Source organism: Desulfomonile tiedjei DSM 6799, assembly GCF_000266945.1.
In the GTDB taxonomy this organism is placed as follows: domain Bacteria; phylum Desulfobacterota; class Desulfomonilia; order Desulfomonilales; family Desulfomonilaceae; genus Desulfomonile; species Desulfomonile tiedjei.
Genome location: NC_018025.1, coordinates 2881949 through 2895937 on the forward strand (window position 1 = coordinate 2881949; position 13989 = coordinate 2895937).

The window sequence follows — 13989 nt, forward strand, 5'->3', positions numbered from 1 at the left end:
GCAAGTCAAAGAGACGCTTCGATCGATAGCATGTACGGTCGAACGCAGAACCATAGAGAACGACGGAATTACCGCATCTAAAACTAGTCGAACAAGTCGCATTGATGAGGCGACCGCGGCCGTGCCTTGGATGCTGGTTTAACAAATTCACAGAGGTCCTTTCGAGTTTCGGATATGAAGCGAGAACACGGGAGTTCACGGACCTTTCCTCTGAATACCCGACGCGTGGAATAGGTCATGTAGAGCATATCTGCCGCGCGGGTCATCCCTACGTAGAGCACCCGGCGTTCTTCGTCCCAATCAGTGCAATCGGGACCGTCACCGTTTCCCACGATGTGCGGGATGATTCCGTCCTCGCATCCTGCAATAAATACTACTGGAAATTCAAGGCCTTTTGCGGCGTGTATTGTCATGAGAGCTACGGATTCCGCTCTGGGGTCGTACGCTTCCGCCTCCTCCGTTGGAGAAGATTTTCTGGCTCTCTGAAAGGGAATTCCGGATGACTTGAATTTAGCTTCCAATGCATCGCCCACTGAATTCAGGCGAAAAAGAACTGCAAAATCACGGAATCCGTAATTGCCGGAACCTTCTTCCGCCCTGCCTGAATCTTTGGAAAAAAAAGAAGTGCCGCCAATGATTGCATCGATGGTTCTGGATATGAACTCCGCCTCATAAACTTCGGTCGGCACATGCACGATTTTCGGTTTGGCTTTCCCCTGTCTGTGAGCAGTGAGATTTTCCGATAGACCTGTATGGTCAAGAACGTGTCGTGAAAACTTGAAAATCGGCGCTTTGGATCGATAATTGGTTCCCAGATTTATCTTGCAGACTGAAGGATAATCCTGCTCGAATGTGAGGAAGAATCGGCGATCCGCTCCACGAAAACCATAAATCGCCTGATCGGGATCTCCGATGGCAAAGAGCCCTGCACCGTCAGTTCCAGCGAGAGACCGTACCATGCTGTATTGCGCGAGATTCGTATCCTGAAATTCGTCAATGCACAGGTGACGAGCGTATGTTCGGGAAAAAGCTTCAGCCTGGTCGCGATGGGAGCGTAGCAGATCGGCAGGTTTCATCAGCAGATCGTCCAGATCGAGCAGTCCCTCCTTTTCAAGGTGCTGCTGGTAAAGGGAATATGCCCGCGCAAGTTCAGGGTTTTCGCACCGATCCCAACGTATGAGCTTCTGCTTGCACGAGCTGATTGTCTCAAGCATCGAACGGTGAGTACCGGGGACTTTCATTCCGGCCGATTTGATTGACTCGACAAAAAACTCGAGTGCCTGATCCCATGTGAGTATCGAATCGGGCGGCGGACAGATTCCTTGATCCGCAAAGAACTTCAGCAGCCGAATACCCAACTGATGGAACGTTCCAGCCCAGCACTGCTCGGCTTTTTCCTCTGGAAGTGCCTCTGCCAACCGATCCCGTACTTCCTGCGCGGCTTTACGAGTGAACGTCACAGCAACAGTATGTTGTGGATCGGCAATTCCGTTCTGAACGGCCTGAGTTATCCGGGCAATGAGCGTGCGGGTTTTTCCCGTGCCGGGACCGGCCTGGACGAGAACAGGCTTGTCAAACACAGATGCGGCCAAGTGCTGTTGCTCGTTCAGTTCGACCGCGGCAAGCTCCGGGGCAACACAGTCGATCTTCGGGGAAATCTTTTCACGAGGTTTCCGAGCGACCGGCTTCGATCTGGTACGAGGCGCAGGAATGGGCTTGTGTCCTGGCAGGAGTGATTCCTGTCCCAGGAGTTTTTCCCGTTCCCCCGGGGAGAAGAGTTCCACTGTACCGTATTCTCCGTCGTATCCAGGTTGGATGATAACGTTTCCGTCACGCACCTTTTTGAGTGCTTCCGCAATAAGAGGGGATTTTCGCGCCACGGTTTCGAGATCGAGAGACCACAATAAATCGAGTTCCGGCCCCAGCTTGGAAAGGATCTCCCTGTAAATTGCGTCCACTTTTTTGCTCTGACGTCCGACACCCAATGTTTGTGCGATGATTTCCGGGAGGGACAGCATCCTCCAGAAAGGTGAAAATCCGGGCCTGTCTCCCGATTCCCGGTCCGAAAGCTCGTGCACCCGGTTTACGACTCCCACAGTGACCACATGGCCGCAAACAGGGCACCTTCCGCCGGCTGCAACTGTCTGGGAAGGCTCCAATCGGACCGAACATTTTCTGTGGCCGTCCAGGTGGTACTTGCCTTCTTCGGGAAAGAACTCGATTGTTCCAATGAAACGAGCTTCGTCTCGGCCTTCGCCGGTTCGGCCGCCAGTAGCGGTTCTGATGGCTTCTCTGATGGCCTGATACCCCGCTATCCCTTCGAAGATATTGACTTCTCGCCCCAATCGTGACGGCGAGTGGGTATCCGAATTGGAGATGAGCGTGTAATTATCGAGAGAACTGACTCTCCGGTTCATCTCGGGATCTGAAGAAAGTCCGGTTTCCAGGGCAAAGATGTACGGAGATAGATCCTCGAAGCACTCCTCCACTGAATCGAATCCCGATTTGGACCCCAGGAGGGAAAACCAGGGTGTCCACACGTGAGCCGGAATCACAAAACTCTCGGGAGTGACTTCGAGCGCGATTTCCAGCAGGTTGCGGCTATCCAGCCCTAGAATCGGTCTCCCGTCCGATCGTATGTTGCCAATGCGATCCAGCCGGGCATTCAGTTTCCTCATGGAATCCTTGTCCGGCATGAAAACGAGATTATGGACTTTTCGAGTGGCTCCATGCTTTTTGTAAATCGAGCTGATTTCCACATTGAGAATGAACCGGACGTCTCCCGGGCCAAATCCGCCGGGTAATGGCGCAATGTCAGGCAAATACTCGTCCTTCAACCGAAGCAGCCCATGTTCCGCTTCCTCGAGCATTTCTTCTATTTCAGCAGACCATTGAGGATGCGTGAAATCTCCGGTTGCGAGTACACGGATCCCCTTTAAAACAGCCCAGCGGGTGAGTTCAATGAGGTTGCTGTCCCGGGAAGTGGCTATAGAGTATTTGGAGTGTATATGTAAGTCGGCAAAATAATGCACGAAGACCTCCTTTTAGGCTGATTCTTCGAAACACTCTGAAGAAGAGAGTTCATATCAAGGCTTCTGAAGCGCATCGATCTTTTTCGTCAGTGTTGTTTTGAGTGCCGGATCTTCTGCTGATTCCAGCGCAGTTGTATAGTTCGACAATGCTTTCGACGGATTTCCCGATCGTTCGAACGCCTGTCCGGTAAACAGAAGAGTTCCGGCCTTTTGATCCGGAGTCGACGATCGTTCGAATGCCTTTTTGTAGAAAGAAAGCGCTTTGTCCAGTTTTCCTTTTTCCATCCATGCGTGTCCCAGGCTGAGGAGCACTTCCCTGTCTTTCGGGGCGACCTTCAAAGCTCGTTCCAGGACGGCAATTGACTCGTCCACCTGATTGTCCTTTAAGTACACCGATGCCAGATTCACGTAAGCCAACACATGCTTGGAATCATGCTCTATCGCTTTCGTGAAATCCTGTGTGGCAGATTGAGTGTCCCCACTCATCCAGTAGATGACTCCACGATTTGTCAGTGCCTCCGCATGTTTCGGGTTCATGTGCAGGACCTGATCGAAATCGCGCCCTGCTTTTTCAGATTCCCCGAGCTTGGACAGAGAAACGCCCCTGTTATAAAAATAACGCGGCGTCTGTTCGTTGATTTCAATTGCTTTGGAAAAGGCTTCAACAGCCTCCGTGTGACGATTCAAAGCCTGCATGCAATTGCCAAGATTATAGAATCCTTCGGGATTGTTCGGATCCAGCCGAACGCTCTCGGTGCAATCCTCCAGGGCTTTATCCGGATCGTTCAATTTGAGAAGTGCAGAGCAACGATTCATGTACAGTAATGGAGTCGGCTGCCGTTTCAATGCTTCCGAATAATATGTGACCGCCTCGCTGAATCTGCTGCTCAGGAAATGTGCATCGCCGCTTCCGGCCAGCGCTTCAACTTGTTCCGGATCCCCGGTCAGGACCGTCTGGAATTCCTTAAGAGCTTTGTCAGGCAGTCCCGAAACGATATGAATCTTCCCCAGGAGAACGCGCGCTTTCTTCTGGCGTGGATCGATACGAAGAACCTGATTAATATCTTCGAGTGCTTCTTTGTTTTGATTTTGCCGAGATTTCAGTGATGCACGGTTGTAGAGCGCTGTTATGTTTTGAGGATCGCACACCAGAGCGCGGGAATAGTCCAGGAGCGCTTGCGAAAAATCTCCCTGTTCCTGATACACCATTCCCCGATTAGTGTAAGCTTCGGCATACGCGGGATCGAATTCCAGTGCACGATTGAAACTCTCCAGAGCAGCGTCCCAGTCCCTGTTCTTAGCGTGGATCACTCCTTTGTTGTTACTGATCGCCGGATTCTTGGGGTCCAATTCTTCAGCTTTATCCAGCAGTTCCATAGCCTCGGTTGTGTCACCCGACCTGATCGCTGTCTCGGCTCGCTCGAACAATTCTTCCAGGGAATCCGCAGAAGCTATTGTGCACAGACTAATTAATAAGAAGATGGATGCAATTGTCTTCATCATAGGGCTCCTTCTTTCGGTTGCAAAGAACGGCCAACACGATACAATGAATTTCGAGCCAACTTGACCTGACGGACCAGAATTGTTAAAAGCAGAATCAGTTGGTCTCCAGGTTTATGGTGCATCGATCGTATTATTGCGTACGGAGAAAAACGCTTATTCGGGAGCAAACTCAAATATTCCACTGTCTGACCGCGAGAATGGGGGTATGCATATCTGATGGTCAATCTGTTGTCAATTGTTCAAAGCCGGCGAACGATTCGGAGTCATGGAAGCAGTCGTTTTTTGATGTTTCTTTTTCTGGTTCTCCAACTTTCAGTTTCAATAACGTGCAGTGCAGATTCTTTTGACGAATCGCCACCCGTATGGGAATTCATACTGTGGGGCGGCAAGCCCAAACTGAAGCCCACTGCGGTTGCTCGAGCAGAAGGAAACGGTAGAGAATCTGAACGGCCTGCAAATCCCGTGGCAGATCCGACGCGGAAACCGGATGGGGAGTCAGTTGATTCGACGGCAGGAGAAGATGAGACTCCTCAGCGCACCATCGCCTTGAAACCTCGTATGGCCGATTCCAAGAGTGCCACCGTAGCAGTGGGAGCCCTGGGCGACGTCGGACCCGAACCTTCGCTCGCGCAGCTCCGTGTCTTGGCTCCGAAGAATATACCTCCATTGTACGTCACACCGCCCATGCCTGGAGAAGGAGTGTGGACTTCTCAGGGAATGCCGACCGATAAGGACGGGCGCCCGATCGGGTTTCGCACGAGCTATAGACCCAGCTTGGAATACCCCAATGCAGTGGCTCACATGCTCGTACTCGACATGAAACGCCTTACAATGAACCTCTACATCGGTTCAACCGAGCCCTGGGCAGGAATGGCTGCTTCATCAGTTGAACCGGATTTACGGAGCCAGATGGTATGCGTGACGAATGCGCTCTGGAAACAGAAGCACTCAGGTGAGGGTGGTGCGGTATTCCGCGGCAAAGTGCTGAAACCTCTGGCCCATGGAGTAGCGACAATTGTCACGTACAAAGACAATTCGGTGGACGTTCTCGAATGGAACGAGGGAATTCCTCTTTCCATGGTAAAAGACGCACGTCAACTCCGGCACTTAATCGTTAAAGACGGTAAGGTGGTGGATTCCATTGTAAAAGCCGGGAAGAAGTCCGATTCGGAAATAGGACTCGGTTTTCTTCTTGTGGAAGACCAGCAGCAATCTGCCGAGCAGAACTGGTGGGGCGGCTATGGCGGCGGTCAGGTGAACACCTATGGGGCCGACTGGTTCATTGCCACGAGAAGTGCTTTCGGTATCAGGCCTGACGGGAATCTGGTGTTTGCTATAGGACATCACATCAGTACGAAAGACCTTGCCAAAGCGTTGGTACTCGCAGGCTGCGATCGAGCAATTCATGCCGACGCAAATCCTCACAATGTCGTGGGTAATCTGTATTATTTCGATCCGAGCGGTGGGACCGCAAAGAAGGCTAAACTCTCGCCGGACCAGAAGAATTATACTTTGGACAGATATGATCGTAGTTACTCGAGTGATTTCTTTGGTTTCTTTCTGAGACGAGGGGGGGATGAGTCATGATTCGAACATCGAAATTGAGCATGGTTCTGGTAATTATCTGTGCATTTATTCCGGGTTATGTGTTTGCCCAAACCCTCTGTGATTCCGAACAAACCCGATGGTCGGATGCTTTCGCTTTACTCCAAAAAGATATGAACGAGCATCGCAATGCCAAGCAGGAATCGATTACCCCGAAGATTCAAGAGCTGCTTTCCGGCGCAGCCAAGATGGATATGGCTGGCGCAATTCAATATGTGCTCAAGGATCGGAAAAGTCGTCTATCAGAATTGGAAGAAGCGTGCAGGCGTTCTGCAGAAACCGAAAAAACCGCTTACGATCAGTGGCGTCGTTGCGCCGGTTCCGGCAAGAAAGGCGGTTCGGCGGCTTCCGGTCCCGGAGCCGTTGCTCGCGAACGGGAAAAACTTCTGGCCGAATTGCAGGAATTGCTTCTGGACGAGGCCTATGTCCAATATAAGAACGACCACTCCTCTTCAGGATCGTATTCTCAGGAGAGACAACAGCAGGATCGCTGGATGGGAGGCCAATACCAGAACTCATGGCCCGGGTACCAGGGCTATGGCTATTATCGATAATCCCTGAAAAGGGTACAAAGGACTCCATGTCTGAATATTTCTATCTGAAAAGGCCGCTTTCGTTAACCAGGAAATTCCTGATTCCCTTTCTATACATCGTCTCATTCTCCTTACTAACAAGTAACTTGTGCTCGGCCGCGGATCCCGGTGCATACTCCAGAGCCTCGTATGTGCTGCCTCCGGACCTTGTAAAGCGGGGATTTTCCTTCGCTGACGTGAAGATCCCGCTGGAACGCCAGGACGTCGTCTCTCGCGTCTCCGATCAGATCAACTATTTGCTGATGGATAGAAAAGCAGGGATGATGGAATGGTTCGATCGTCTCGCAGTGTACGGTCCCACAATTAAGAAGGTCCTGGCGGACGAGAAGGTTCCGGCCGATCTCATTTATCTTCCAACGCTCCTGAGCGATCTCATGCCGAATGCCCGCTCTCGGTCCGGGGGAATTGGTTGGTGGGCTCTGGGCAATGCCAAGGATAAGAAAGATTCGGCTGTTCCCTGGGTTCAAACCAATGATTGGGACGACCGCAGAGATCCTGTCCTGTCCACGAGAATTGCTTGCACGCTTCTCCAGACCTATGCTCGAAAGAACCAGTCTTCCGATTGGCTCCTGACGATATGCTCCTTCGTCGACGGGTCTGACAAAATTGAAGCGGTGGTAGCCAAATCGCCGGGTTTCGGTTACTGGGATCTGGTGATGCCACACTATTCGGAAATCCTTATCCCCAGGCTCGTTGCTTTGAAAATCATCTCCACCCATAGAGAGTTCTATGGCGTTGATGTTCCGCCTTTGCCTTCGTTGGCATACCATTTTATGGATCGTCTCAAGCTATCGAAAGAGCTTCCGCTTTACGTGGTCGCCGATTGGTGCGGAACCAATCCCAGATCCATATGGGAGATGAATCCGGGAGTCGATCCTTCCACAGGGGTACTGCCCAAACCTGATAAGAGAAGCCCGTCCGGTTTTCCTCTCAGAGTACCGAAAGGGAAAGAAACCAAGGTTCGCGAATTGCTGGTTCGTGAAGGTTACCTTGCGCCATAAGTGATTATTCTGTGATTATTGAAGTCTTCTAATCCCAATGTGCTTTCATAGAGGGAATATTGAGACACCTGTTATTTTCCGGTCTCGGCAAATCTCCTTCGCTACGAACGGCACCGCCTGACTTCGCTTCGGAGACTTGCCGGGACCGGATTTGCCAGATGTTACTTATTTGAACGCACATTGGTATGACTCACACGAGGTCCTCATGCTTGCGTATGTAAAGACGGACCGCAACGATAAGAATCGACAGTCTTTTCACTGCGCATGGTGCGGGATTTTTATCACCGATTCCGGACAATTATTCAGGATTAACGGCGCAGATTCTCATTCCTTCGTCAATCCTTCCGGCGTGCAATGCAATTTCAGAACATTTCATCATTGCGAGAACGTCATCGTTCACCACGATCTTTATTTCGAGCATTCCTGGTTTTCCGGGTTCGGGTGGCGCTTCTTGATGTGCGCCCGTTGCCTTCATCATCTTGGATGGAAATATGACAGAGGCAACGAACACATGGATATACACGGCTTTTTCGGGGTGTTACAGGAGGCTGTGGAGTCCGTATCGGCAGATGATGGAACGTGATATTAGCGGTGTAAATTCAAGAGCAATTTCTTCATGTGAGTCAGTCCGGCAATAATCCCGCTCAACCATCCTCCCACACAACCTGCAAGAAAAAGCATCGCATCCATGTCTCTGTAGTCGGTCAGCTTGAAATGGAGAAACACATAGGTGATCAAAAAGGATACGATCCCTGCGAGCAAGAACACCCGGATAAAGCTGCGTCCGGAAGTGCTCATGAACTTTCCCGCTATAAAAAAGACCAGCATCAAGGCTCCCAAAGAAAGAGCAAAACCCAGGAACCCTGCTTTCAACAACAAAAAAATGTTCATTCCCGGACCAGTTCTGAATCCTTAAATGCCTGAATCGGATTGTGTTCCCGAGACTTCCCACGGTGTTTGGAGGTAGTTTAAGCCGTAGATGACCGCACCTTCGTCTTTGTCCTTGTAGAGGACACGCACACGGTCGCCTTTAAGCGGAAGTCTTGGCGGGTCGAATCGGGCGTTCCATCTCAATAAAAACTTGCGGGGCTGTTGGGCATCACCTTTGGCAACGATCCAGACGTTTTCATCTTTCACGTCCACAATTACCCCGTCCACGATTTGAATCGGCGCCCCATTCGCGATGATGGCAATCAACATAAAAAAAGAAAGTAACAACGCTGTTCTTATTGATACGCGCATCCTGAGGGTAATCTCGTCATCCAATCGGTGATCTATGGTGAATATAAGACTGCGGTCCCCTGATTAGGTTCCCGTAGGAGACCGCAATCCAGTCGTCTATTTTATGCCGAAGGTATCGAGCATGGATAACGCAGCCTTTCTGCCGGCTCCCATAGCGAGAATGACCGTGGCGGCTCCAGTAACTATGTCACCGCCTGCCCAAACGCGATCCTTCGAGGTCTTACCGGTTTCCAGATCGGCAACAATATTTCCCCACTTGTTGGTTTCCAGATTCTTCGTGGTGCTGGGAACCAGAGGGTTCGCTCCATTGCCGATGGAGACGATTACTGTATCGCATTCGATATCGAAGAACTCATCCGTGGGCATGGGGCGTCTTCTTCCCGAATTGTCGGGCTCGCCCAGCACCATTTTCTGACAGTGCACGCCTACTGCCCAACCGGTTTCATTCCCGATGATTTCTGTCGGGGCAGTGAGCAACTGGAATTTAATCCCTTCTTCCACTGCATGATGCACTTCTTCCGCTCTGGCGGGCAGTTCTTCCATAGTTCTGCGATAGACGATGGTGACTTCTTCGGCTCCGAGGCGTAAAGCACTTCTGGCAGAGTCCATAGCCACGTTTCCGCCTCCGAATACGACGACCCTGCGGCCTTTTGCCGTTGGTGTATCGGATTGCGGAAAGAGATAGGCCTTCATGAGATTTGCACGAGTGAGAAATTCGTTCGCGGAATAGACACCGTTCAGGTTCTCTCCCGGAATCTTCAAGAAGAGGGGAGCACCCGCTCCGGTTCCGATGAACACGCCATCGAACTTCGCTTTTTCCAGCAGGTCGTCGACAGTTTCGATTCTTCCCACAACCCAGTTTGTCTTGAATTCCACTCCGAGTTTGCGCAACTCGTCGACTTCCGACTTGACGATAGCTTTCGGCAAACGGAACTCGGGGATGCCGTAGACCAGAACCCCACCAAGTTCATGAAGCGCTTCGAAAACCGTCACAGCCACGCCCTTCTTGATGAGTGCTCCAGCCAGAGTCAGACCTGCCGGTCCTGAACCCACAACTCCCACGCGTAGCCCAGTGGGTTTGGGCAATTCTGGAGTCTTGCCTTCTCCATGAACTGCTGCATAATCTGCAACGAATCGTTCCAACCGTCCGATTGCGCAGGGCTCGCCTTTTTTCCCAAGGACACACTTAGATTCGCACTGGGATTCCTGGGGACACACGCGGCCGGCAATGCGCGGCAGGCTGTTCTTCTCCTTCACTTTCCACGCAGCGCCGATAAAATCGCCTTTCTTGACCATTTCCACGAAATCGGGAATATCCACTTCCACTGGGCATCCGGCCATGCAATAGGGTTTCTTGCAATGAAGGCAGCGGCTCGCTTCCAAGAGTGCGAGATCGTTATCATACCCAAGAGCTACTTCGTAGAAATTGTGCGCCCGCTCTATAGGATTCTGTTCAGGCATCTTTTGCCTGGGAATCTTCGGTTTCTTCGGTTTTTGTTGTTCGGACATTAGGCACCTCCCGGAAATGTGCACTGGCAGCCCCGGTCTGTTTCCCGGAATTTATTCAAGGCTATCAGTTCCGGTCCTTTGTACATGGCCAGCCGTTTCATCAGAAGTTCAAAATCAACTTCATGACCATCAAATTCAGGACCATCCACGCACCCGAACATGGTCTTTCCGCCTACTTCCACACGGCATGCTCCACACATACCCGTGCCATCCACCATGATGGGGTTGAGGCTGACTACCGTGGGCAGATTAGCTGCTTTTGTCACTTTGACCACAGCTCTCATCATGGGCACAGGACCGATAGCAACACAAAGATCGATCTTCGTACCTTTGTCGATGAGACTTTGCAAAACCTGAGTGACAAAACCGTGAATACCGAAAGAGCCGTCATCTGTGGCTATGAGAAGTTCGTCACTGACTTTTCTCATGTCTTCGGTCATAATGAGGAGGCCTTCAGTGCGTGCTCCCACGATGGTTATCACGTGGTTACCGGCATCATGCATACCTTTTGTGATGGGAAACAACGGAGCGACTCCGATACCGCCGCCTATGCCAACCACGGTTCCGAATTTCTCTATGTGCGTCGGTTTGCCGAGAGGACCGCACAGATCCTGCAGTTTGTCGCCAACACACATGGTTCCCATGTAATAGGTTGTGACTCCCACTTCCTGCCAGACGAGCGTAATTGTGCCTTTATCAGCGTCTTTGTCCGCTATGGTCAGGGGAATTCTTTCACCGTCTGCATGTGTTCTGAGAATGATGAACTGGCCGGGCTTGTGAGCTCGGGCAATTTCCGGAGCAAAGATCACGGCCCTGTTGACTCCGGGGCCGATTCGCTCTTTTTCGAGGATTTCAAACATCTTAAAAAGAACCTCCTAGGGGTGTTGAAGAACTGACTTCTCCTGAGTGAACGATCAAAAGGCATGATCCGGTCTTCAGCCGATCATGCCGACAGTTCTTTTCAAAGGGCTGAACACCGACTGTTCCACCCTATGTGCCAGATCATGTGATTGCGCGGTTTCTGAGGCGACATCTTCAAGGAAATCGCAGACAAGAACCGTAGCATAATTCATTGGTTCGGATCAATCAAATTCCACGTCGGACGAGGGATTCAGATCAGCGAATTCGCTGCAAAATTCTCTCGAATTCCGGTGTACTTCGCACTGAGTGGAAGACCGGGTCGCGAGACAATTTTTCCCAATTTGAATATCCCGCATGAAGCGCGCGGTCCAGCGTGTCCAAAGCTTTTTCTGTCTTCCCGGAGATGGCGTACATACCAGCAAGATTGTAGAGAGCCGCCGAGTCGCCCGGCTCTGCATCTACCGCACGAATCATCCAGGGAACAGCCTCTTCAACTCGATCCGACATGGCAAGTGCCAAGGCATAGGGTGAGAAAAGAACCGATGCATCCGGATTCTGATCCAAAGCATTCTTAAGAAGTGCCGATGCATCCGCTATACGTCCCTGTTCAAGGTACATCATGGCGAGATTTCCATAGGCCTCGGCCAACGGTTTTTCACGATTGATCAATTTTGTATATATTCCCTCGGCATCACTGGATTTTCCCGATCTATAATATGCCACGGCAAGAGAAAACATGAGTTCGGGGTCTTCTTTGGAAAGTGCTACCGCAGTCTTGTATTCCGTGATTGCCTTTTCATGGTCTCCGTCTTCGAGATAGTAGCTGCCCAGCATTTTGTGGATTTCGATATTGTCGGGCAGGTGCTCAGTTGCCTTTTGGAGCGCAAATCGTGCTTCTTCCTTTTTGCCGGCCCATCGTAATGTCTTGGCCAGGTTGAGATCCCTGAGGCCGAAATATTCGGGTTCGAGGCTGCTCATTCCTTTGTCGTACACAACCTGAATGTCGTCCCTGGAGAGAGTCTTTGTGCTTTTGACAAATCCGTTCTTGCGGATTTCTTCAAGAATCATCTCAGCCAGGAATTGATGATTTTCAATTGTGGGATGCACGTGATCCAGGAAGCTCTCGTTTCCCGGAATTCCCGATCTGTCGCCCGATTGCGCAGCTTTCCCGTCCAGAGCATCCTTGAACGGCACGAGAACTGTCTTCGTTTCCTTCGCCACGGATAGAATCTTGTTCTCCAGGACAGACGTGCACCGCAGAGGACAGACGTCCAGATCTTTCGCTCGCACGAATGCCTGTCTTGCCGCATCGTACTGCTTGGCCTTCAGCAAGGCCCGACCGTGCAGGAAGTGCAGTTTCGCATTGAGTCGGTCTTTCTCTATAAGTTCTTGGATGGGTTGGAGCGTCGCCTGAAAATCGCCCGATTCGAAGACTTTCTCCAGTCGACCGGCGTTCGACATTATCTCTCGTTTATCTGCAGCAGATAATTCAGGCGAGCTTTCAGATTTGAACGGTGAAAAGTCTTTGAGATTCGACGCGGGGTGTACGAGAATGAGACGTACACCTGCTTTCGTACACGTAGATATGATGGCCCTGAGGTTGTGATCGAGGTGTTCTTCCACACCTTTCGCAAATACATCATCTCTGTGGTACAGCTCTAATCCTGCACTTCTATCGAGAATAGCCGAGACCTCTCCCTGGAGCACCGGTTTACGGCTGTCTTGCGATAACTTGGGACTCGGACTTGTTTTCCGGTCGGCGGACGTAAAGGGTTGAAGAAGTAGTTGGAGTGCCCGGAACGTGTGAAAGCTTTCCAACCGTGCCCCTAGAGCAAGGAATCCCGAAGGCTTATCCAGTAATCCGGAATATGTCCTTCTCTCCAGGAATTCATTCTGGCCGGTGTATACGACCATCAGATCGGGCTGGTACTTGAGCGTCTCTTCGATTATGGGGAGAATTCTGTACGAAGCGTAAGAAATTCCACCGGCATTCAACACTTCATAGGTGTGTTGAGGATCGGCAGCGTTTAACAAATCCTGGAGCCATCGTGGAAATGAGGTCCTCCCATCGAAGGGGTGACCGTACGTTGTGGAGCCGCCGAAACAGAACACCCTTACGGTGCCCGAGGGTTTGGGTACCTTAAAAGATGCTTCGTTGAAATACCTTAGCTTTTCGGGTGCCGTATGTGCGATCCCGTTTTCCACTCTGAAAAGAGGATGAATTCCGGAAAAACCTACAAACGGATCGCCACCTTCGGTTTGGGGAGGGAATCCGGCCAATCGCAGGGCACTTTCTACCAAGAAGAAGAATGCCAAACAGACAACCAGACCGAATAGCACATCGCGGAATCGAAATCCTGCATGTTGCGTTGGTTCAGTGTCCGAAATCTTCTCTTTTCTTCCGGAAATTTGTGACTGTTCGCTTTTTTGGGCTTTGCCCGGAGCTTTCTTTATCTTGCGCGATTTCATACGGGCTTTCTACGCGTGTTACGAGACGATTCCGTCACGGTATTTAGTGCTTGAATAGTATCAACCTATTGACACAGGAAAACAAGTGCGAAGGAAAGGTCGTTCTGACGGGAACTATTTCTCATTCTCTTATTTCCAAGCATACAGACTCGAGCACAGTCTTCGGATTGCGAT

Annotated in this window: 11 protein-coding genes; 4 read left to right on the top strand and 7 right to left on the bottom strand. The window is 51.0% G+C overall.

Going from position 1 to position 13989, the window contains the following annotated elements; translation table 11 throughout:
• Positions 1–83: 83 nt before the first annotated feature.
• Together DESTI_RS12115 and DESTI_RS12120 are read right to left on the bottom strand one after the other, a co-directional pair.
• Positions 84–3032 (bottom strand): UvrD-helicase domain-containing protein, encoded by a 2949-nt coding sequence (locus DESTI_RS12115; RefSeq protein WP_014810252.1) that lies wholly within the window; start codon positions 3030–3032, stop codon positions 84–86.
• A 54-nt stretch (positions 3033–3086) separates the two neighbouring features.
• Positions 3087–4535 carry a tetratricopeptide repeat protein gene (locus tag DESTI_RS12120; protein ID WP_083846722.1) on the bottom strand — a complete coding sequence of 483 codons (1449 nt, stop codon included), beginning with the start codon at positions 4533–4535 and terminating at the stop codon, positions 3087–3089.
• Between the two features lie 285 nt (positions 4536–4820).
• On the opposite strand from DESTI_RS12120, the gene DESTI_RS12125 reads away from it, so the two are divergent.
• The 4 genes from DESTI_RS12125 (at position 4821) to DESTI_RS12140 (ending at position 8317) form a co-directional block, all read left to right on the top strand.
• Positions 4821–6122 (top strand): hypothetical protein, encoded by a 1302-nt coding sequence (locus tag DESTI_RS12125; protein ID WP_014810254.1) that lies wholly within the window; start codon positions 4821–4823, stop codon positions 6120–6122.
• Entirely contained in the window at positions 6119–6694 is a 576-nt protein-coding gene (locus DESTI_RS12130) for a hypothetical protein (protein ID WP_014810255.1), read from the top strand. Before DESTI_RS12125 ends, DESTI_RS12130 begins: the two co-directional genes overlap by 4 nt.
• A 26-nt stretch (positions 6695–6720) precedes the next feature.
• Positions 6721–7734, top strand: a complete 1014-nt coding sequence (locus DESTI_RS12135) for a lysozyme family protein (RefSeq protein WP_014810256.1) — start codon at positions 6721–6723, stop codon at positions 7732–7734.
• 205 nt (positions 7735–7939) lie between these two features.
• On the top strand, positions 7940–8317 hold the full coding sequence (locus tag DESTI_RS12140; RefSeq protein ID WP_041286171.1) for a cereblon family protein: 378 nt from the start codon (positions 7940–7942) through the stop codon (positions 8315–8317).
• A gap of 2 nt (positions 8318–8319) precedes the next feature.
• Here DESTI_RS12140 and DESTI_RS12145 read toward each other — a convergent pair whose 3' ends face one another.
• The 5 genes from DESTI_RS12145 to DESTI_RS28820 form a co-directional block, all read right to left on the bottom strand.
• A complete protein-coding gene (locus tag DESTI_RS12145) occupies positions 8320–8625 on the bottom strand; it encodes a hypothetical protein (RefSeq protein ID WP_157212153.1) in 306 nt (101 codons plus the stop codon).
• Positions 8626–8646: 21 nt separating this feature from the next.
• On the bottom strand, positions 8647–9000 hold the full coding sequence (locus tag DESTI_RS12150; protein ID WP_157212154.1) for a hypothetical protein: 354 nt from the start codon (positions 8998–9000) through the stop codon (positions 8647–8649).
• Positions 9001–9072: 72 nt separating this feature from the next.
• The gene (gene gltA / locus DESTI_RS12155) at positions 9073–10485 is read right to left on the bottom strand and encodes an NADPH-dependent glutamate synthase (protein ID WP_014810260.1); all 1413 of its coding nucleotides are present in this window, start codon (positions 10483–10485) and stop codon (positions 9073–9075) included.
• Positions 10485–11345 carry a sulfide/dihydroorotate dehydrogenase-like FAD/NAD-binding protein gene (locus tag DESTI_RS12160; RefSeq protein ID WP_014810261.1) on the bottom strand — a complete coding sequence of 287 codons (861 nt, stop codon included), beginning with the start codon at positions 11343–11345 and terminating at the stop codon, positions 10485–10487. Before DESTI_RS12160 ends, gltA begins: the two co-directional genes overlap by 1 nt.
• A gap of 256 nt (positions 11346–11601) precedes the next feature.
• A complete protein-coding gene (locus tag DESTI_RS28820; RefSeq protein ID WP_014810262.1) occupies positions 11602–13815 on the bottom strand; it encodes a tetratricopeptide repeat protein in 2214 nt (737 codons plus the stop codon).
• Between the last annotated feature and the right edge of the window lie 174 nt (positions 13816–13989).